Origin of the sequence: Carboxylicivirga fragile (assembly GCF_050589805.1) — a bacterium.
Lineage (GTDB): Bacteria > Bacteroidota > Bacteroidia > Bacteroidales > Marinilabiliaceae > Carboxylicivirga > Carboxylicivirga fragile.
This window is the reverse complement of record NZ_JBNGOY010000015.1, coordinates 1-20,673: the sequence shown is the minus strand read 5'-3', so window position 1 is coordinate 20,673 and position 20,673 is coordinate 1. Positions and strand designations below refer to the sequence as shown.

The window sequence follows — 20,673 nt, the reverse complement described above, 5'->3', positions numbered from 1 at the left end:
ATTATGATAGTACATTTATTAGATGATGAAAAAATTTTATCTTCTATTATAAATTTTAACATATACGAAATTAAAGTTGATCATACTTTTGTTATTTACACAAATAAAGAAAGACTAGAATCACTTAATAAAGAATATCATGCAATTCCAAATATTCTATTTATAAGTTCTATAAAAGACATTCCCAAAGAGTTAAAGAAAATAGAAGTAACACTTATCGCTCATAGTCTTAATTACTGGAAATGTAAAGCAATATATGAATTCAGAAAAATTAAAAAAATTGCATGGATATTTTGGGGAGCTGATGGTTACAATCTTATAGCTATAAAGAAAAATATTTATCAGGAAATAACCAATAAGAAAATTATAAGAAAACAGAAAGGTTACTTTAGAACAAAAATAAAGCACTTTTTATTTCCAATTTATAAATTATATTCACTTTATATTTTAAAATCTCTGGACTATGATACAATTCTAAGAATGACAATCCCAAAAATAGACTACTTTGTCACTACACTTCCACAAGACTATCACTTATTCAAAAAATATATAAAAGAATTTAATTCAACATTTATCCCTTACATTTACTATTCGTACGAAGAAATTATCGCCAAAAACCTACTTAATAAAAATGTTGAGGGAAATGGAATACTATTTGGAAATTCCAGCTACCCAACTAACAATCATTTAGATGGGCTTGTTAAACTTTCAAAAATACCATTGGGTAATAAAAAAATTTATACACCTCTTAGCTATGGTGATTTAACATATTGTGAGAAAGTTATCGAAATAGGCACTAAGCTTTTTAATGATAATTTTAAACCTATTAAAGAATTTATGCCTCTCAATAAATATACTTTGATCTTACAAAAATGTCCAATAGTAATAATGAACCATGATAGACAACAAGCTGTAGGTAATATAATTGCCTCATTATATCTTGGAGCAAAAGTATATTTATCGAAAAATAACACACTCTATAAATACCTAAAAGACTTGGACTTAATCATATACTCCATAGACTTCGATCTTAACTTAAATAACAAATTCGCTCTTGAACCTCTTCATCCAAGTGAACAGTTAAATAACAGAAGAATTGTAATGAAAGTATTTAGTAAAAAAAATAAAATACAATTAAGTATAAATTTATTTAATACGCTAAGTAAGTAATACCTAATATTCTCTTATTATGACATTATTAAAACAATATATTAGTGATTTAGATACCAAACGTTTCGGATTCAATATTGCCAAAATTAACGATATTGACATTTTGCTAAATCCTAAATTGAAAATTTTCGCTAACAAAATTGGGATCAAACTAATAATTAGCAGACAATCAGTTGAAAATATTCAGGCAATTAATAAGTTAGAAGCAATTGGCTTCAAAACAAAAGATTACCAACATACTTTTAGTTATAATCTAAAAAAAGAAATACCAATTTTCCAGAGCAAAAGCTTTAACCTTCGTGAAGCGGAGATTAAAGACGGTGAAGCGATAAAAAACATTGCTCAAAATTCTTTTTACAATTATGGACATTACTTTTCTAACGAAATGTTAGATAAAAGTAATTGCCTGGAAGTTTACACTGATTGGGCATATAGAAGTCTTACAGATAAGTCTATTGCGGATCACATGATAGTTGCAGAACAAAACGAAAAAATACTCGGTTTCTTATCTTTTAAAATCTTTCATAACAATAGGGAATCATTCGCTGCGGGAGGAATTGGAGCTGTATCACAAGAAGCAAGAGGTTTAGGTGTTTTCAAAGGAATAAATATTGAAGGACTTAGATGGGCCAAGAACAATGGAATTGATCGCATGGAGCATAATGTTTTAGTGAATAATTATCCAGTAAATAATTCATACATAGGCTTAGGCTTCAAGGTTATAAGGGCTAATACCACACTTCATTTAATTACCTCCTAATATCAATTGAAATGATTCCATTTAATAAACCATATTTATCAGGAAAAGAAGTCCATTACTTATATGAAGCAGTGCATTCAGGACAAATAAGTGGAAATGGTATTTATACTAAAAAGTGTCATTCATTCTTTGAAAATAGATTTAATTTTAATAAGACCTTACTAACAACAAGTTGCACCGATGCTTTAGAAATGTGTGCACTATTGCTAAATATTCAGCCCGGAGACGAAATTATTATACCATCATATACTTTTGTCAGCTCTGCATTAGCATTTATTAGACAAGGGGCTAAAATAGTATTTGTTGATAGCAAAAAGGACCATCCAGGAATTAATGAAAATTTAATTGAATCATTAATAACCGATAAAACAAGAGCTATAGTTCCTGTGCATTATGCTGGCATCGCCTGCGACATGGATAAAATTATGCAACTAGCAGATCAATTTAATTTAATGGTCGTGGAAGATGCAGCACAAGCAATCGACAACTATTACAAAGGTCAAGTATTAGGAGGAATAGGCCATTTAGGTTGTTATAGTTTTCATGAAACAAAAAATCTACAATGTGGAGAAGGTGGATTATTAATTATTAATGATAAAAAGCTTATAAAGCGAGCTGAAATATTATGGGAAAAAGGTACAAATAGAGCAGAGTTTTTCAGAGGTGAAATAAATAAATATGGATGGGTTGATACAGGAAGTAGCTTTCTCCCAAGTGAACTTAATTCATCTTTTCTGTTTGCCCAATTGGAAAACATAGATTTAATTCAATCAAAACGAAAAGATATTTGGAACAGGTATTATGAGGCCTTGACTCCCTTACATAATAGTGGTAAAATAGCGCTACCAAAAATTCCCAATTATACTGAACAAAATGGTCATCTTTTCTATTTTACATGTAAAACCCCAGATATAAGAAAAGAATTGATAGGATTCCTTCGAAAGCATGATATACATGCCGTATTTCATTACCAAAGTTTGCACCTTAGTGATTATTATAAGGACAAGCACGATAACAGGTTATTACCTGAAGCAATGAAATATAGTGATTGTTTAATAAGACTTCCTTTATTCTTTGAATTAACATTAGAACAACAAAACTATATAATAAATAAAACCATTCTATTTTTTAATTCTAAGTAAATTGATAGGTAACGTTTTAAAAAAAAATTATAGACTTCTCATCTATTCATTTAAAGGAAACTATGAATATGCATGTAGTCAGTTTAGGTTCACCAATACTCTCTATGCCTTTACATTACACTTCATCCATTCAAAACATAAACAAACTTATAAAAAAGCTGTTGTATTTAGTTTAGAAAAAGGTGACCTTGGAAGATATATATTTAATCTAATTAACACGTATAGGTTAAGCGAATATGATATTTACCTTAAACCGAGCTATTCATTTTACAAGTCGTGTAGTGGCTTATATATATTTGAGATATTCAAATTCTTAAATACATCCATTTTCTACACCAAAAGACAGTTGAATAAATATGATTACGCCATATTTATAAGTGATATTAAAGTAAATTCGGTCGATAAAATTTTTAAAAAAAATATAACCATTGATTACCAACTAGCTTTTAAAAATCACCCTTACACATTACCTTTTCCTTTTCATCCTCTCTTATATATCAATAATGGATTCAGGAAGTTAGAACATGTTGATATATTTTTAAATGAGATATCAAGCACGACAAAAAAAGTTGAAATTGGTTTTGCTGGTCAAATTAATCACCCGAGCTATACTCAACTAAATCAACACTTTCCGGATTTAATAAATAGAAACAGAATATTTGAAATTTTATATTCTAATTTCGAAGAAAGCATTACTACAGAACTTGAAAATGGTACTAATAAAATATTTCTAAGTGATAGTAATACAAATCGTATTGCTCATAAAGATTGGCCGATAACGCTTGCTACTTTCAAGTTCTTCATTGCTCCACCTGGCTTTGAAATGCCATTTTGCCACAATATTATTGAAGCAATGGCTTGTGGAGTAATACCAATTTTACAATATGACACCTATTTCGTCCCCCAATTAGAAAATAACATCAATTGTCTTACATATAAATCAAAAGAAGATCTAATTAATACCATTGACTTAGCGTTAAAAATGGATAATAAAAATATTGAAAGTATACGAGATAACGTTTTAGAATATTATAGCAAAAATTTATCACCAATCTCCTTCATCAAAAAAATTGAGAAACACTCAAATACCTCAATGACAATTAGTGTCATAAGTGGCAAACATAGCCTAATAAAATAATATGCACTACTTTCTACGTAAACCCTGGCAAATTCCAATAGCAATTATAACCAAATTGCCGTTTTTTTCCTTTATCAGAAAAACCAACAATTATCAAAATCCAATATCCTTTAAATTTTGGTTTAAACAAAAAGTATTGGGAATTGGAGGAAATAAGCTAGTTTATTGGCCAGTACATCCAACAAGCCAAGTGTTCGATTGGGAGAATATTTATGCAGGAATTGACTCTTGCCCAGGAATCATGAAAGGATGTTATATTCAAGGAAAAGGTGGCATTACAATAGGTGATTATACTCAAATTGCACCCAACGTTATAATCGTTAGCGCCAATCATGATATATATGATTCTCGCAAACATATCCCTAAAAGAGTTAGCATAGGTAAATACTCATGGATTGGAGCTGGTGCCAAGATTATGCCGGGTGTAAGACTTGGTGATTTTACAATAGTTGGCGCGGGCGCCGTAGTCACCAAATCATTCGAAGATGGCCATTGCATAATTGGTGGAAACCCTGCTCAAATCATTAAAAACCTTGATAAAGAGAAATGTGTGAGATATGAACATCCTCACAAATACTATGGTTATCTATCTGAAGATAAATTCCGAAGACTCAAAGAGAAGCATCCAAACATTAGCCAATGATCACCATTATCGATTATAAAGCGGGCAATATCCGTTCCATACAAAACATGTTACGCAAATTGGGTTATCAAAGCCAGATAAGTGATAAAGTTGAAACCATTGCAGCCGCAGAGAAACTCATTCTGCCAGGTGTAGGCTCTTTCGATCATGGTGTGGAACAACTGCAAACCTCAAATTTATTTGACACCATCGTTGAAAAAGCAACGAATGGCACGCCACTATTGGGTATTTGTCTGGGCGCTCAATTAATGGGATTAAACAGTGAGGAAGGGAAACAATCCGGTCTTGGTTTTTTTAATATGCGCAATGTGAAATTTGATACTAATAGATTGAATCTGCAACAGAAAGTTCCACACATGGGCTGGAGTCATATTAATTTAAGAAAGAATTCGAGCATTATTAATAATCAATCTGAGGATCATCGTTACTATTTTGTGCACTCCTATCATTTTTCAACAGATGACGCTGCTATTGTAAGTGCCACTTGCAATTATGCTTACGAATTTCCCTGTGGATTGGAAAAAGGGAATATTTTTGCCTTGCAGTTTCATCCCGAAAAAAGTCATCGATACGGCATGGAGATACTTAAGAAATTTGCAGAACTTTAGTTAGTTTTCCTTGATCACCACACATTAATAACTAATACTTAACCAAATTGCGTAGAGTTAGAGTCATACCCGCATTACTTCTTCAAGATGGAGGCTTAGTTAAAACAATATGTTTTAGCAAGGCTAACTACATTGGCGACCCCATTAATGCGGTCCGCATTTTTAATGACAAAGAAGTGGATGAATTAGTCATCTTAGATATATCAGCTACTCCAAATAAACGGCGTCCAAATTTTAATGCCTTGGAGGATATGGTTTCCGAAGCTTTTATGCCATTGGCTTACGGTGGTGGTTTAAAAACACTGGATGATATTAAGCGAGCCTTTGACTGTGGTATAGAAAAGGTGGTACTCAATAGCATTACGCATGAAAGCCCAGAGTTAATAACAGAAGCGGCTAGAATTTTTGGCAATCAAAGCATCGTGGTTGCTGTGGATGTGAAACTTGGCTTATGGGGCAAATACAAGTTAGTATCAAATAGTAGACAAACAAAACACAAAGAAGACATAGTGAGCTATTGTCAACGCATGGAGTCAGCTGGTGCAGGTGAGATAATGCTTACTGCTGTCCATCACGAAGGCACCTTTAAAGGTTATGATACAAAATTGATCAACGCTTTAAGTCATCAAATAAATATTCCTTTAGTGGCTAATGGAGGAGCTAGAAACATCGAAGATTTTAAAGAAGCTATTGATGCCGGAGCGTCAGCTGTTGCTGCTGGTAGTCGCTTTGTTTATACTGGTCGCGAAAATGGCATCATGATTAACTATCCAAAACAAGAAGAGTTAAAAACTCAATTATTTGAGAAATTATAAGATCAGAAGATACAGCTGCTGTTGGCAGAACCAAAATTAAAATGCAAATACTAGAATCCAACCACTTTTATCATATTTACAATAGGGGTATTAACAGTTGCAATTTATTTAAAGAAGAAAGCAATTACCAGTACATTCTTAATTTGTATGATAAGTATATTTCTTAAATTGCAGATACTTTTGCATGGGTTCTGATGACAAACCACTTTCATCTATTGCTACAAATAAAAGGTGATATTATATATAAGTCTGCAAACACCGACAGGTTAAAAAACGCTGTCGGGTTTAGTAACAATAAATGGGAAACGATAGACAAACCTGACAGCGTCACTGACCTGTCAGCGTTAAAAGTCCCTAATCCCTCGAAACATTTTTCTCATCTCTTTAACAGCTATTCAAAATACTTCAACAATAAATATAACCGCCATGGGGCCCTTTTTGAACGGCCTTTTAAACGAAAACTAATTGATTCTGAAGAAAATTTAAAGCAAGTTGTTTTGTATATCCACAACAATCCCGTTCATCATGGCTTCACGGATCATCCGGTAGAATATGGATGGAGCAGCTATTTAAGTTGTGTTTCGAATAAACAAACTAAAATAAAACGACAAGAGGTTGTTGATTGGTTTGACAATTGTTCTAATTTTGAATTTTGCCATAAAAGCAAACTAAATCTTGAAAAAATTGGCCAATATTTAGGAATATAAAATATCAAAACCTGACAGATCTACACGCGAAATGCGAATCAAATCTGTCAAGTTTAAAAAATATCATAATGAATATCATTAAAGACAGCATATATCATCCAGGACTTTTACTGGGTCGCCCCTATCAGATGTGTACCAAGACAGTTATGGACACAACTGATCCAAACATAAGCTTTGACGCAGCAGGCGTTTCTAATCATTACCACGATTACCAACGTGCGGCTCAAAATAACTTATTGCCAGAACCTCAACGAAGTGAAAAACTGCACCAATTAGTGGAAAAGATAAAAAAAGATGGTCAAGGAAAAAAATACGACTGTTTGATTGGTCTTTCGGGAGGTGTTGATAGTACTTATGTTGCATTACTGGTTAAACAGTATGGATTACGCCCCTTAGCCGTACATTTAGATAATGGATGGAATTCTGAACTGGCCGTACATAACGTCAATAACATTGTAAACACGCTTGATTTCGATCTTCATACGCTTGTAGTCAATTGGGAAGAATTTAAAGATATTCAGTTAGCTTACCTAAAAGCGTCTGTAATTGATATTGAAGTGGTGAGCGACCATGCTATACAAGCTACCATGTGGAAATTAGCAAAGGAACGAAATATTGGTTATATCATTAGTGGTACCAATATTGTTACTGAGCATATCTTACCCTCCTCGTGGATATATAGCAAAATGGATTATGCCAACTTAAGAGATATTCATCAAAAGTATGGTTCTAAAAAAATTAAAACCTACCCTACTCTTAACTTCAAAAAATACGTCTATTATACCGGATTTCATAAACTTGTTCCGATATCTATTTTGGATTATGTTGATTATAACAAAGAAGAAGTTAAAGCAACCATTACAAAAGAGCTAAACTGGCGCGATTATGGTGGCAAACATCATGAATCCGTCTTTACCAAATTCTATCAAGCGTTTATTCTACCTCAAAAGTTTGGCGTAGATAAAAGAAAGGCACACTTAAGTACGCTTATTTGCTCGGGTCAAATTACCCGTGAAGATGCTTTAAAAGAATTGCAAACGCCATTATATAATGATAATGAGCTAGCTGATGACATGCAATATGTACTAAAAAAATTCAGATTAAGCGAAGCTGAATTTGATTCAATAATGCGCACCCCTCCTCGTCCACATCAGTCTTTCAAGTCCGATCGAGACCTTAAGGCAAATTACATGAAATTATTGAAAAAAACCGAACGCTTGCGTCGAATAATTCGATAATGGAACTGAATAATAAACGTATATTAATTATTTCGCCAGAACCATGGGGTAAAATGCTTCTTTCGAAGCACCATTATACTTTAGAGCTGCTTAAAAAAGGTAATACAGTATATTTCCTTTCAGGTCAGAGTAATAATCACAAGTGGAAAATCAGTAAAGCCGACTTTACTAATAAACTTTTCTTTATTAGCTATCCCAGACTACCTTTATTGGAAAAAATTCGATTTCACTATAGATCTTTATATCTATTCATTTTAAGCGTAATTATACCTCAACTAAATAGGAAGATTGGGAAAACAGACTTATTGATTTCGTTTGATTGCAATGGCGTATTTCCAAAACTAAAAATGTTCGAAGCAAGTAAAAGGCTTTTTTTTCCGGTTGATCAGATTCCCCACAAATACAGATCAGAATATTCAGGATTTGAGCATGTATTATCAATTACACCAATTATTTTAAACAGTATACAAACCAATAAAGAAAAGCATTTATTTCACCATGGCTTAAACAGCGCGTTCGCTCAAAATGCCCTTAACTTATTAAAAAGCAATCAGGCTGCTTCAGACAAAAAAGAAGCAATTAAGGTGGCATATGTGGGAAATTTATTGATTGGTGAAATTCTAGATCGAAAATCGTTAACAACAATTATTGAAGAACATCCTCAAATAGAGTTTCATTTTTTTGGACCTTACAGTGCAAAACAATCTAACATAGGAGCAAGTGCTAATGATGAATCAGTAAGTTTTATAACTTATCTAAAGAAACAATCAAACTGCACGCTACATGGGGCAATGTCGCCCGATAATTTAGTAACTCAACTTAACGACTTTCATGCTTACCTTCTCTGTTACAACAATCTATTCGATAAAAACGAAGGCTCCAATGCACATAAAATAATGGAGTATTTAAGCTATGGAAAAGCAATTATTGCGAGCAATGTAAGTATGTTTAATAAAAATAGCCATTTATTACACATGCTTCCAGACTGGAATAATGATAACTATCCAGGGCTCTTTAACAAAATTATTAAGGAGCTTAAACAACATAATGAGGTTGCCAAACAAAAAGAACGAATTAATTTTGCCCTAAGCAATCAATACAAGGATAAAATCATTCAAATTGAAAATATCATAAGTTTATAGAATGGATAAAAATTTTGCAATTATAGGCGTAGCCGGGTACATAGCTCCACGTCATTTAAAAGCCATTAAAGAAACCAATAATAATTTGCTTGCTGCTCTCGATCCGTATGATGGCGTTGGCATTATGGATAGTTACTTCCCTAATGCAGATTTCTTTGTGGAGTTTGAACGTTTTGATCGTCATGTTGAAAAATTAAAGTACGACAAAAAAATTGAGCTTGATTATGTATCCATTTGTACGCCTAATTATCTTCACGATGCACATATTCGTATGGCTCTACGGAGAGGTGCCGACGCGATATGTGAAAAACCATTAGTACTGAACCCCTGGAATATTGATGCATTAATGCGTGTACAGGAAGAAAGTGGAAAGAAAATAAATAATATTCTTCAACTGCGCCTTCATCCGAGTATTATTGCTCTAAAAAAACGTATTGACGAAGGACCAAAGGACAAAATCTACGACATAGATTTAACTTATCTTACATCTCGCGGACACTGGTATTATACTTCATGGAAAGGAGATGAAAGTAAGTCTGGCGGAATTGCGACAAATATAGGTGTACATTTCTTTGACATGCTGACCTGGATATTTGGCAAGGTAGATAAAAATGTGGTTAATATTCATACACACGATCGTGCAGCAGGTTATTTGCAGTTAGAAAAAGCGCGGGTTCGTTGGTTCCTGTCAATTAACTATGATACCATACCTAAAGAAATTAAAGAAAAAGGATTAACCACATTCCGTTCTTTAAAAATTGAAAATGAAGAATTTGAATTTAGTGGTGGATTTACTGACCTACATACGGAAAGTTATAAACAAATTCTTGATGGAAACGGTTTCGGAATAGAAAATACACAACAGTCTATTCAAATTGTACACGATATACGACATTCAGATGGCATTGGTCTGAAAGGAGATTATCACCCTTTTGCAAATGAAACATTGGCGAAACATCCTTTCAAGAAATAAGTATAGGTCAGCAATAAATTAATGAAAAAGTTCATATCAATAATACTGCCATTAAGAGGCCTAGCTGCATTAATGGTTGTATTGTTTCATTTATTTTGTCTATCAAACAACTACTTTACCAATGAAACTCTTCTAAGCATTTTCAGGTTTGGGAAATATGGGATACATATCTTTTTTATTATTTCAGGCTTTGTCATAACTTACTCCTTGATTGACACAAAGTATACTTTAAATAATGTACTCCAATTCTTTAAGAAAAGAATAGTAAGAATTGAACCTCCATATATCTTAACTCTATTGTTATGTATCGTTTATTCCATATTAAGAGAATTTACACCTTTTTATAATGGGACTTCTACAATACCAGATATATGGCAAGTAATGCTGCATTTAGGTTATCTTATTCCGTTTTCAGGTTACCCATGGATTAACATTGTATTTTGGACTCTAGCAATTGAGTTTCAATTTTATTTACTTTTTGCTATTATCTACCCCTTATTTCGCAAAAAACCTTTAATAAGAATAATAACGTATACAGGGTTTATTTCTCTTCATTTTTTTAGTCCCATTAATGATTCTAATGTACTTTACTACTCCCCACTTTTTCTAGTTGGTATTATATTGGCCTTACACATCAATAATATTATTAAACGTGATGAATTCATATTCACATGCATTACAATCGCTACATTTACTATATATTTTCTAGGATTAACAATATTTCTATTTCAAATATTTACATCATTAATTATATTATTTCAACCCGGAATAAAATCTCGGTTATTTAATTTCTTAGGTAAAATATCTTATTCTTTATATCTTATTCATACTTTAATTGTATTCTTTATTATTAATATTGCACATAAACTACCTTCTTCAATTGGAGCAAAAGTATTTGTAACGATAATTGCTATCACCGCAACAATAGGTATTTCATATTTACAATATATTTTTGTAGAAAAACCCTTTATTAAATTATCAAAAAGAATAAAATATAAATAGAGAAAATGAAATCCGAATTCAATATGCAAGAGCCGAATATCATAATTTCACCTTCCGGCAGTTTTTATGGAAGTGAAAGAGTACTCTTAGATTACCTTTCTAAAACAAGTAATAGCTTCATTGTTTTTGTACCTGCAAACTCGATTTTTGAGGAAAAACTATTAAAACTATCAACAGAAGCAGATGGAAAATTTAAAGTAAAATCGTTCAAAAAAATATATCTATTATACATTAGTATTGCATTCATGCTTTTAAAAGGAAGCATAAAAAAGGTATATGCCAATGAAGGAGGCCATATTAAGTTTTTACATTTACTTGCCAAAATATTTCCTAAAATTAAATTCTATTCACATTTAAGAATTAAGGAAGATACTGATCATAAAAGGTATTCAAAGCCTTTACCAAACCTTCTTCTTATTTCCGTATCTGAATTTATATCTGGTTTTATTAAACCAGAACTTAAAGCAAAAACCATAACTCTTTATGATCCTTATCAATTTAGATCAGATACAAGACTTGATATAAAAGAAAAGAAGAAATATTCAATAGCAATTATAGGTCGTATTGCACCAGTTAAGGGTTTAACTAATATTGAAAACTACTTTAAATCCATACAACATGCTATAGTTCCCAATATCTCCTTTAATTTTTATGGCCAAACTAATAACGACCCTATTTCCAAAAAATTTGTTGAAGAAATCAAAAAAATAAAATCTCTTAATATTAAATTTTGGAATCATATAGATGACATTAGTGATATCTATGATAATTCAGATATAATCATGCATTTTAACGAGAATGAGCCAGTTGGTAGAATCTTTTTTGAGGCAATTGATTATCTTAAACCATTTATTGGTTTTAATTCTGGTGGCATTGGTGAGATTGCGAATAACATTAAATATAAAAACATTGTCACATACGATACTCAAGGCAATTGGATTGAAAACATTAACAATCTTTTGCAAGATATAATTAATAACTACCTTGTTTACCAGAAACAAATGTTGGGGTATAAGAAAAATGCTCAAAAAATTTACGCTTTAAATTTATACACCCAACAACTTGATAAATTACTAGATTAAAAAAAACGTAATGAATTCATTCATCCCTATATCCATTCCATCAATTACTCCATTAGAACATGCATTTGTTAATAAAGCTGTTACATCCGGTTGGGTGTCATCAATGGGGCAATACATCGATCAATTTGAAACAGAATTTGCAACTTTCTGTGGCGTAAAACATGCCATATCCGTATCAAATGGTACGGTCGCCATTCACCTGGCACTAGCTGCTATGGGTATTAAAGAAGGTGATGAAGTTATCATTCCGGATCTCACTTTTATTGCCACTGCAAGCGCTGTTAAATTATCAGGAGCAAAACCTGTTTTTGTTGATATTGAAGATGATACTTTAGGCATTTGTCCGAGTGCCATTCGTAAGGCTATTTCGCCAAAAACTAAAGCTATCATGCCGGTTCACTTATATGGCCAACCGGCAAATATGAATGCCATATTAGATATTGCTAAAGAATTTAATTTAAAGGTAATAGAGGATGCAGCTGAAGCGCACGGAGCTCTTATTGGGGAGAAAAAGGTTGGAAGCATTGGCCATGCAGGTACCTTTAGTTTTTATGGTAACAAAATTATTACAACTGGTGAAGGTGGTATGATAACAACAAATGATGATGAGCTGAACGAACGCTGTCGAATATTACGCGACCATGCCATGGACAAGAATAAACGCTACTGGCATAATGAACTAGGCTATAACTATAGGATGACCAATATGCAAGCAGCTCTTGGTTGCGCTCAAATGCAACGTATTTCGGAGCTCATTGCGAAACGAAAACAAATATTTGACTGGTACAATACACAATTAGTTAACATTGACAACATTAAATTAAATCAAAGTAATAATTGGTCAACACCGGTATACTGGATGATATGTCTGGAGCATAAATACTTTAATGAGGAATCACGTCAACGATTCATGGATCTTCTAAAAGCCAACAATATCGATTCGCGCCCCTACTTTTATCCAATTTCTGATATGCCAATGTTTAAAAACATTCAAACAGACGTAACCCATCATATTTATTCAAAAGGCATTAATTTACCAACCTTTCATGATATTACCGAGGAGCAAGTAGATTATATTTGTAAAACAATCGTAAAACTTTTACCGAATTTTAATAAGAAGTTTTAAATGAGTCTGTTTGCAACACTTTTCGAATCAAGTATTCGCCATATTTCTGGTGGCTTTGGAAGAAAACTACGTTATCTTTATTATAGAAGACGTCTTGGTCATTGTGGCAAAAATGTTATTATTGATGAGGGTGTATACTTTAGCAACCTTAAAGATATATTTATTGCCAACGATGTATGGATCGACAAAAATTGCATTTTAATAGCTGGACCAGCTATTAGTTCAAAAAACAGCAAGTTTCATAAAAACTCGCACTACACCAAAGAGCTTGGACAGATTCATATTGGACATAGTTCACACATTGGAATCAACACCATTCTTCAAGGACATGCAGGAATCCAAATTGATGAATATTTCACAAGCTCTGCAGGTTGTAAACTGTATAGTTTATCAAATGATTACAAGAAATGTAAATATGGCACAACTGGAAAAGAAGAAATACACTACATTTCTTCACCCATCAAAATAGGTAAAAATGTTTGGTTAGGATTAAATGTAAGTGTTATTAGTACAACTATTAATAACGATTGCTTTATTCTCTCAAATTCTGTTGTAAGCGATTATTTGGAGGCCAATTGTGTAGCTAAAGGAGCACCAGCTATTAAGGTGAAAAACCGTTTTAATGAAGAATAACAAAACAGTAATAATCCATTTCCAACCTTTGGAGTACTACCCACCGGTTCAAAATGCCATTAATGAATTTGCTCCAAATATGGCTTTGAGTGTTTTTTCGATACACAATGATAGTATTAAAAATAAGTTTGTTAATAATCGTGTAAGTATTATTCGTCCAGTTTGTTTAAATACACAAGACTCTAAATCTAAACGATTACTAAAGTATATTCTATTCAATTTAATTACGATAATAAAGATACTAAAGCTACGCCCAAAAAACATCCTGTATTATGAGACAGAATCAGCATTTCCAGCTTATTTTCTAACAAAATACTTAGGTGTAAAAAGTAAGCTGTTTATTCACTACCATGAATATAACACACCCAATCAATATCGTACAGGCATGGCATATACTCGCTATCTTCATAAAAAAGAAACGTACTTGTACAAAAAGGCATGTTGGATATCTCATACAAACCAATATAGAATAGATATGTTTTTATCGGATTTACCGATGATAAATCCTGAGAAACTCATTCAGCTTCCTAATTACCCTCCAAAGAAATGGGAAGCGGTTCAAAAAAAGGCATTAAAAAAGTTAACATATCCAATAAAGTTGGTTTACGTTGGTTCTTTATCAACTAAACACATGTATACCCAAGAATTATTCGAATGGATTCGCCAAATGGAAGGTAAATTTTTTCTCGATATTTATGCCATCAACATTCGACAAGACGCCTTGGATCTTATCAATCAATATGGATCAAAATATATTCAGTATAAAGGAGGTCTAAATTATGACAATATTCCAAATAAGTTAGAAAACTATGATATAGGATTAGTTATATACAAAGATTATTCTCCTAATGTGAAATATTGTGCGTCAAATAAAGTATTTGAATACTTAACTTGTAATCTTGATGTTTGGTATTCAAAAGAAATAATAGGAACTCAACAATATCAAACTAAAAATTCATATCCTAAAGTTCAAGCAGTTGATTATACAAAACTGGAAAAACTAGATTACCAAAGTCTGATTAACAGAAATGGTTATGAAAGAAAAGAGTTTAATTTTAGAGCAGAAGATGTATTAAATCGACTAAAAAAACAACTCACAAACTAAATCAGAATGTTTTTCTCATGAAAATTATAATACCTAATCACCGTCCTGCAGATAGTTTTGTTGATAATGTAGCACATACATTAGAAAAAATGGGTCATCAAGTTTTAACCATGCCCAACATATCCAATCGCTTAATTAACTCACCAATATATAGATATACTAATGAGTTTATTAAAAAAGCCAATCCTAATCAATTAGACAATCGCGAAAAATGGCTACTTAAAAATGCTAAAGAATACAAACCAGATATTCTATTCACACTTACACAAGCAATAAAAGAAGACGTTTTATTTCAAGTTAAAAAATCAGGTGTGAGGCATTGTATCGCTTGGTGGGGTGATACACCAGCAAATATGCGGGATTTTGGCTTACTATCCTCTCAATGGGATCTTATCTACATAAAAGATCTAAATGCTGTAAACAAGTTTAAGCGTTTAAGATTGAATGCACATCTTATGCATGAGGCAATGAACCCTACTTGGCATAAACCTTTAATAAAAAAGAAAAACAACCGAATTTCAGTTGCTGGAACCTTCTACGGATATAGACAACACTTAGTATCAAAACTATTGAATGAGGGAATTGAAATGGAATTAAATGGTGGGCGATTACCACGATGGGTACTACCTGAAATTAAATTGATTCACCAACAGAAATTTATCGTAAGAGAAGAAAAGAGTAAGGTCTTCGGTGAAGCACTTGCCTGTCTTAATTCAACAGATCTTTCAGAAGGAAATTCTTTAAATTGTAGAGCTTTTGAGATAGCAGGAGCTGGTGGTCTGCAGCTTCTTGAATACCGCTCGATTGTTACAGAATGTTTTGAACCTGGAAAAGAAATACTCACCTTTGATACTTTTGGTGAACTACTCGAACTTATTACTCGAATCAAAAAAGATAATAAATGGGCAAATCAAATTAGTATTGCAGGTCACAAAAGAGCCTTGAATGAGCACACATATGAACATCGTTTAAATAAAATTTTTAAAGACAGACAACAACTTTAATGAAAGTATTATACATAACGCCCGGCTGCTTTGATAAAGGAGGAATTAGCCGCTATTCAAGATATCAAATAGAAGCTTTGAGAGAGAACTCTGAATTAAACCTTAAAGCGCTTTCCCTTCTTGGACCTGATGCTAACTCTATTGAAGAAGATTTTCAAGTAGATTGGAATGCATCCTCTAACAACATTTGGTCTCAAATAAAATTAGCAATTATTATTATTAAACATGCTTTATTATGGCAACCAAAAGTGATTCATATTGCTCATATAAACCTATCAGGATTGGCATGGTTTGCCTCACTTTTATGCCGAGCAAAAGTAGTATTAAATGTATATGGACTAGAAGTATGGAGTGGTTTATCGTGGGATGCAAAACTAGGTTTACAAAAAGCGCATAAAATAATCTCAGATTGCCGTTATACCAGAGACTTCATTCTGGATAATAAAATGGTCAAAAATGATAATATTTCAGTCATATGGGATTGTGTTGATCATCAGAAGTTCTTTCCAGCGGAAGTACCTGCTGACGTGTATAACAAGTACAATATCCCAACTGATAAAAAAATAATTCTTTGTCTGGGACGCATTAGTCACAGTGCAAGGCATAAGGGATACGAACGATTGATTAAGGTATTCAAATCTATTATTGAACATGGTGTAGATGCCTGCCTGGTATTTGCAGGTAGAGGGGATTATTTAGATGAACTTAAAAATAAGGTTAAAGAGTTAGGTATAGGACAGTATGTTGTTTTCACAAATTCAGTAGATGAACAGGATTTACCTGATATTTATCGATTAAGCCACGTTTTTTCATTAGTCAGCGACAGAGGTAAGGGACGAGGTGAAGGTATTCCTTTGACTCCTCTTGAAGCAATGGCCTGTGGTAAACCAGTTATTGTCGGTAATCACGATGGTTCTCAAGAGGCAATTATTGATAATAATGGATTCGTGATTGATCCCTTTAATTATGATGTTCATGCTAAACACTTAAGAGAACTTTTATCTAACGAAACTTTACATCAAGCTCAAGTGGAAAATGCAAAGAAAGTTTCCATTAATCATTTTTCTTTCGAAATTTTCTCAGATAAACACAAACAGTTTTACGAAGAACTAAGCTAATGCTTAAATATCACATTCAAATTTCAATAGTTTATGTATTGATCATGTTGTGGTCAAGTGATAATACGATGGCATTTATTGGCGCACTTACTTTGGGAGAACTCTTCAGAATGATAAACTCAAAATCATTGTTTCCAATAAAGGAAGCAACTTCCTTTTTATTGGTTCTTCAGCTACTTTTTGCTCCCTTTATTCTATACAGGTATCTTGATAATCAATCATTTTATGCAATGAGTATTGACGAATCAACATACTTTAGTTTTGTTATTCCCGCAACTCTTGTTTTTAACTTCTTATTGTATACCTCCTTCAATAAGGAAAACAAATTTTCACCTATAAAAAAGGATGATCGTAATTTACAAATTGGCATTATTCTTTTTATTGCCGGATTTTTAGCATCATACCTTACACCATTTATCCCAGGGTCATTACATTTTGTTATTGCCCTAATAAAGAACTTCCCTTTAATTGGAGTGTTTTATATATTTTTCTCCAATTATAAATATCGTGTGCAAATCATACTTTTATTTACCCTAATGAATGCGCTGTCCATCATCTCAGGTGGCGTTTTTATTAATTTATTCATATTTGCCTTTTTTGTTTTTAGTTTATTTGCTTATGAATATAAATTTTCGTTTCGTATAAAAACCTTAAGTATTATCGGCGCCATATTTTTTGCCTTTCTAATTCAATCATTTAAACAAGAGTATAGAGATCAGATTGGCAATAATAAGGAATCGGATATTGGTGTATTTATGGATATGTCAATGAGTAACATTCAAGAAATTGACCTGTTATTCTCTGAACGTAATATTAAAAAATTTATTGACCGTATCAATCAAGGGTGGATTCTATCTGATATACTAAAAAGAGTTCCTAAAATTGTTCCAATTGTTGACGGTAAATATTTCTACAGGGAATTGGAAGGCATCTTCCTTCCTCGCTTTTTGGCACCAAATAAAGCTGTGGTTGGTGACCACAGCAAATTCTTATACGCTACTGGACGTCAGCTTAATAACCAAACTGCAATGAATATCGGTTTTTTTGGGGACGGCTATGTCAACTTTGGTTTTTTAGGTGGTATTATTTTTTCTGGCTTATTTGGGCTATTCATAAACTTATCCCTTAAGTACGCCTATAAAAAAGCACAACTATTCCCTACCTTACTATTCTGGCTTCCACTTATCTTTTTTTATGTAATGCGTGCGGGTAATGAATTTTATATTATTGCCAATTGGATGGTAAAATCGGCGGTTCTGGTAGCTTTAATCTTCTACTACTTCAGGCATCAATTACGTGTCAAATAAGTGATAATATTGTTCCTGTAATTTCTCATCACTCACAAACTCCTCGGCCCTATTTCTTGCCCCCTCGCACCAAACATCAAACTCCTCCTGCTCCATCTGCACAAGTGCACTTAGCACCGAGCACCATGTTTTTTTTCTAGTATCATCATTTCCCTTTCCACCCTGCCTCGACTGCGCTCGGCAAGCGTTCTCATATCTGGTATTTTCCAAATCATAAACAGCGGACTTTGAACTTCGGACTTCGGACTCCAAAGAAATATCCCAACCAGCTCTAATATTTTCCAACCCTCTCCATGGCGTTTGATCACTTATCAACACAGGCCGCCCTGCACTTAAACTTTCCAATATTACATGTCCAAAATTCTCACCTCGTGTAGGCATATACAAGGCATGATAATTTTGAATAGTCTCTCCTACCAATTCAGCATCCACTGTTCCTTTGTAATTTACTTCAATATTTGCAGGTAATTGCTTGATCACACCTTCACATTCCCGCCAATAGTCCTCATCGTATATTTGGCCATATAAGTCAAAAGTAATATTCCAATCATAATTTCTTAGCTCATCACCGAGTTTGGTTGCCGAGTTTGGTTGCCGAGTTTGATTGCCGAGCAGAGTCGAGGCAGAATCCAGGCACTGTCGAGGCAATGTTGAAGTGTTGTCGAAAGCCCCCAATTCCAATAATCGCTCCAAAGCAAACAAAGTATTTTTTTCCGGTGCTATACGTGCCAAACTTACTAGTTTAAGCTCACCACTTCTCTTTTCTAAGGTTTTAATTTCAGGTAATTCCCGTTTAGGTAAATTGTCAGCAACTAAAACCTTCAACCCACCCCGATAGCTATCGGGGCCTAACCCCTTCTTAATATCTTGCTCTTCCTTCTCGTTGGTAGCATGAAAAACAACATTCTTGTAAAGCCCTGCCAGCTTAGCTAGTTTTAGAAACAAGCGTTTTTTCCGGCCTTTTACATCAATAGCACTCTGTGCCAACATACCTCGTGAGGCTACAATTGTTTTATTTACTTTAGCTTTTCGCGCAACAACAAGTGGTAGTATGGAAAATTTCCACGAATAAACACCATTAACATAAATCACATTCGCCTTAACTTCCTCAATCAAACTTTTAAACGTAGCCTTATTCTGGTGATCAAAATCGGCATAAAACACCTGCACCCCCGAAATATACTCTTCCCAACAATTGCTTTTAACAGAAGTATATGCTGTTGTTTCAGTGTAGTCTGTATTACGGGTTATGATATAAAAATCATACTCATCTTTAAGGTACTCCACCATATTAGCCATTGAACGCACCGGCCCCCCAGCCTTATAACCTGGTAAAAACCAATCGATAAAAATGAGAATCTTCTTTTTTTGCATAAGTAGAATGTGTCTAAGCACGAAGATAATATAAAGTGCGTAGTCCCGAATTAGAAGTCTGGAAAAATAGGAAGAAAATAGGATAAGTCCGAAGTCCGGAGTTAGAAGATCGTATTCGTCTCTAAGCGTTAAATAAACGAATGACATCTATCTGATAAGCTTTAAATAAAGATGTCATCCCTAATTCGTATTCACTGAGATGCTCCCTGAGCATTTGTCGAAGGGGAAGATTGTTTCCGTTTTACGCTAGACGTAGAAAAAAATGGGTAAAATCTATTGTCCAAGGATCGGTTCTCTATTACAAGATGGCTAGAAAGAATCGTTCCATATTTAATATGCCAACTCACAAGGCTGTCGTAAGCTCAAGCGTCTAATCATACACCAATTAATCCCTCATCCGTAATCTCTAATCCTTAATCATTTTCATTTATCATTAACAATTAATCACTAAGCATTCCATCTTCACGTCCTCACACCCAATTATTAAATGATATTGTAAGCTTCCCCAAAAACTGGACAGTTTAAGAGTAGACAAAAAAGTTTTAATTTTGAACTGTATTTATGAAACGAAAGACATTTACCCCAC

20 protein-coding genes are annotated in these 20,673 nt (G+C 33.1%); 19 read left to right on the top strand and 1 reads right to left on the bottom strand.

Features of this window, described 5'->3' with window-relative positions; genetic code table 11:
- Positions 1–3 precede the first annotated feature (3 nt).
- The 19 genes from ACRD7B_RS08405 to ACRD7B_RS08315 all read left to right on the top strand — a co-directional run bounded on the left by ACRD7B_RS08405 (position 4) and on the right by ACRD7B_RS08315 (position 18,713).
- Positions 4–1,170, top strand: a complete 1,167-nt coding sequence (locus ACRD7B_RS08405) for a TDP-N-acetylfucosamine:lipid II N-acetylfucosaminyltransferase family protein (RefSeq protein ID WP_430824065.1) — start codon at positions 4–6, stop codon at positions 1,168–1,170.
- Between the two features lie 19 nt (positions 1,171–1,189).
- Positions 1,190–1,930: a GNAT family N-acetyltransferase gene (locus tag ACRD7B_RS08400; RefSeq protein ID WP_430824064.1), complete on the top strand. Its 741-nt coding sequence runs from the start codon at positions 1,190–1,192 to the stop codon at positions 1,928–1,930.
- An 11-nt stretch (positions 1,931–1,941) separates the two neighbouring features.
- Entirely contained in the window at positions 1,942–3,072 is a 1,131-nt protein-coding gene (gene rffA, locus ACRD7B_RS08395; RefSeq protein ID WP_430824063.1) for a dTDP-4-amino-4,6-dideoxygalactose transaminase, read from the top strand.
- A 346-nt stretch (positions 3,073–3,418) separates the two neighbouring features.
- On the top strand, positions 3,419–4,210 hold the full coding sequence (locus ACRD7B_RS08390) for a glycosyltransferase family protein (RefSeq protein ID WP_430824061.1): 792 nt from the start codon (positions 3,419–3,421) through the stop codon (positions 4,208–4,210).
- A 1-nt stretch (position 4,211) separates the two neighbouring features.
- Positions 4,212–4,853, top strand: coding sequence for an acyltransferase (locus ACRD7B_RS08385; protein WP_430824060.1), 642 nt, complete (start codon positions 4,212–4,214; stop codon positions 4,851–4,853).
- Complete coding sequence (gene hisH, locus ACRD7B_RS08380; RefSeq protein WP_430824059.1) at positions 4,850–5,461, top strand: imidazole glycerol phosphate synthase subunit HisH; 612 nt, start codon at positions 4,850–4,852, stop codon at positions 5,459–5,461. The genes ACRD7B_RS08385 and hisH overlap by 4 nt, the downstream gene beginning before the upstream one ends.
- Before the next feature lie 47 nt (positions 5,462–5,508).
- Positions 5,509–6,276 (top strand): AglZ/HisF2 family acetamidino modification protein, encoded by a 768-nt coding sequence (locus ACRD7B_RS08375; RefSeq protein WP_430824058.1) that lies wholly within the window; start codon positions 5,509–5,511, stop codon positions 6,274–6,276.
- Positions 6,277–6,491: 215 nt separating this feature from the next.
- Entirely contained in the window at positions 6,492–6,983 is a 492-nt protein-coding gene (locus ACRD7B_RS08370; RefSeq protein ID WP_430824057.1) for a transposase, read from the top strand.
- A gap of 68 nt (positions 6,984–7,051) precedes the next feature.
- Positions 7,052–8,221, top strand: a complete 1,170-nt coding sequence (locus tag ACRD7B_RS08365) for an N-acetyl sugar amidotransferase (protein ID WP_430824056.1) — start codon at positions 7,052–7,054, stop codon at positions 8,219–8,221.
- A complete protein-coding gene (locus ACRD7B_RS08360) occupies positions 8,221–9,363 on the top strand; it encodes a glycosyltransferase family protein (protein ID WP_430824055.1) in 1,143 nt (380 codons plus the stop codon). Before ACRD7B_RS08365 ends, ACRD7B_RS08360 begins: the two co-directional genes overlap by 1 nt.
- 1 nt (position 9,364) lies before the next feature.
- A complete protein-coding gene (locus tag ACRD7B_RS08355; protein ID WP_430824054.1) occupies positions 9,365–10,336 on the top strand; it encodes a Gfo/Idh/MocA family protein in 972 nt (323 codons plus the stop codon).
- A 21-nt stretch (positions 10,337–10,357) separates the two neighbouring features.
- Positions 10,358–11,338, top strand: coding sequence for an acyltransferase family protein (locus ACRD7B_RS08350; protein ID WP_430824053.1), 981 nt, complete (start codon positions 10,358–10,360; stop codon positions 11,336–11,338).
- Positions 11,339–11,343: 5 nt separating this feature from the next.
- Entirely contained in the window at positions 11,344–12,420 is a 1,077-nt protein-coding gene (locus ACRD7B_RS08345) for a glycosyltransferase (protein ID WP_430824052.1), read from the top strand.
- 10 nt (positions 12,421–12,430) lie between these two features.
- Positions 12,431–13,546, top strand: a complete 1,116-nt coding sequence (locus ACRD7B_RS08340) for a DegT/DnrJ/EryC1/StrS family aminotransferase (RefSeq protein ID WP_430824051.1) — start codon at positions 12,431–12,433, stop codon at positions 13,544–13,546.
- Positions 13,547–14,179: an acyltransferase gene (locus tag ACRD7B_RS08335; protein ID WP_430824050.1), complete on the top strand. Its 633-nt coding sequence runs from the start codon at positions 13,547–13,549 to the stop codon at positions 14,177–14,179.
- On the top strand, positions 14,169–15,284 hold the full coding sequence (locus ACRD7B_RS08330) for a glycosyltransferase family protein (RefSeq protein WP_430824048.1): 1,116 nt from the start codon (positions 14,169–14,171) through the stop codon (positions 15,282–15,284). Before ACRD7B_RS08335 ends, ACRD7B_RS08330 begins: the two co-directional genes overlap by 11 nt.
- 17 nt (positions 15,285–15,301) lie before the next feature.
- Positions 15,302–16,288 (top strand): CgeB family protein, encoded by a 987-nt coding sequence (locus ACRD7B_RS08325; protein WP_430824047.1) that lies wholly within the window; start codon positions 15,302–15,304, stop codon positions 16,286–16,288.
- Positions 16,288–17,406 carry a glycosyltransferase family 4 protein gene (locus ACRD7B_RS08320; RefSeq protein ID WP_430824046.1) on the top strand — a complete coding sequence of 373 codons (1,119 nt, stop codon included), beginning with the start codon at positions 16,288–16,290 and terminating at the stop codon, positions 17,404–17,406. Before ACRD7B_RS08325 ends, ACRD7B_RS08320 begins: the two co-directional genes overlap by 1 nt.
- Entirely contained in the window at positions 17,406–18,713 is a 1,308-nt protein-coding gene (locus ACRD7B_RS08315) for a hypothetical protein (protein WP_430824045.1), read from the top strand. Before ACRD7B_RS08320 ends, ACRD7B_RS08315 begins: the two co-directional genes overlap by 1 nt.
- Here ACRD7B_RS08315 and ACRD7B_RS08310 read toward each other — a convergent pair.
- Positions 18,699–20,087 (bottom strand): glycosyltransferase, encoded by a 1,389-nt coding sequence (locus ACRD7B_RS08310; RefSeq protein WP_430824044.1) that lies wholly within the window; start codon positions 20,085–20,087, stop codon positions 18,699–18,701. The genes ACRD7B_RS08315 and ACRD7B_RS08310 overlap by 15 nt on opposite strands.
- Between the last annotated feature and the right edge of the window lie 586 nt (positions 20,088–20,673).

Excerpts from the sequence above, each read along its gene's own strand:
- ACRD7B_RS08385 (WP_430824060.1), top strand. The coding sequence starts at position 4,212 with ATGCACTACTTTCTACGTAAACCCTGGCAAATTCCAATAGCAATTATA.
- ACRD7B_RS08355 (WP_430824054.1), top strand. The coding sequence starts at position 9,365 with ATGGATAAAAATTTTGCAATTATAGGCGTAGCCGGGTACATAGCTCCA.
- ACRD7B_RS08315 (WP_430824045.1), top strand. The coding sequence starts at position 17,406 with ATGCTTAAATATCACATTCAAATTTCAATAGTTTATGTATTGATCATG.
- ACRD7B_RS08360 (WP_430824055.1), top strand. The coding sequence starts at position 8,221 with ATGGAACTGAATAATAAACGTATATTAATTATTTCGCCAGAACCATGG.
- hisH (WP_430824059.1), top strand. The coding sequence starts at position 4,850 with ATGATCACCATTATCGATTATAAAGCGGGCAATATCCGTTCCATACAA.
- ACRD7B_RS08335 (WP_430824050.1), top strand. The coding sequence starts at position 13,547 with ATGAGTCTGTTTGCAACACTTTTCGAATCAAGTATTCGCCATATTTCT.
- ACRD7B_RS08345 (WP_430824052.1), top strand. The coding sequence starts at position 11,344 with ATGAAATCCGAATTCAATATGCAAGAGCCGAATATCATAATTTCACCT.
- ACRD7B_RS08365 (WP_430824056.1), top strand. The coding sequence starts at position 7,052 with ATGAATATCATTAAAGACAGCATATATCATCCAGGACTTTTACTGGGT.
- ACRD7B_RS08340 (WP_430824051.1), top strand. The coding sequence starts at position 12,431 with ATGAATTCATTCATCCCTATATCCATTCCATCAATTACTCCATTAGAA.
- ACRD7B_RS08350 (WP_430824053.1), top strand. The coding sequence starts at position 10,358 with ATGAAAAAGTTCATATCAATAATACTGCCATTAAGAGGCCTAGCTGCA.
- ACRD7B_RS08320 (WP_430824046.1), top strand. The coding sequence starts at position 16,288 with ATGAAAGTATTATACATAACGCCCGGCTGCTTTGATAAAGGAGGAATT.
- ACRD7B_RS08310 (WP_430824044.1), bottom strand. The coding sequence starts at position 20,087 with ATGCAAAAAAAGAAGATTCTCATTTTTATCGATTGGTTTTTACCAGGT.
- ACRD7B_RS08330 (WP_430824048.1), top strand. The coding sequence starts at position 14,169 with ATGAAGAATAACAAAACAGTAATAATCCATTTCCAACCTTTGGAGTAC.
- ACRD7B_RS08405 (WP_430824065.1), top strand. The coding sequence starts at position 4 with ATGATAGTACATTTATTAGATGATGAAAAAATTTTATCTTCTATTATA.
- ACRD7B_RS08325 (WP_430824047.1), top strand. The coding sequence starts at position 15,302 with ATGAAAATTATAATACCTAATCACCGTCCTGCAGATAGTTTTGTTGAT.
- rffA (WP_430824063.1), top strand. The coding sequence starts at position 1,942 with ATGATTCCATTTAATAAACCATATTTATCAGGAAAAGAAGTCCATTAC.
- ACRD7B_RS08400 (WP_430824064.1), top strand. The coding sequence starts at position 1,190 with ATGACATTATTAAAACAATATATTAGTGATTTAGATACCAAACGTTTC.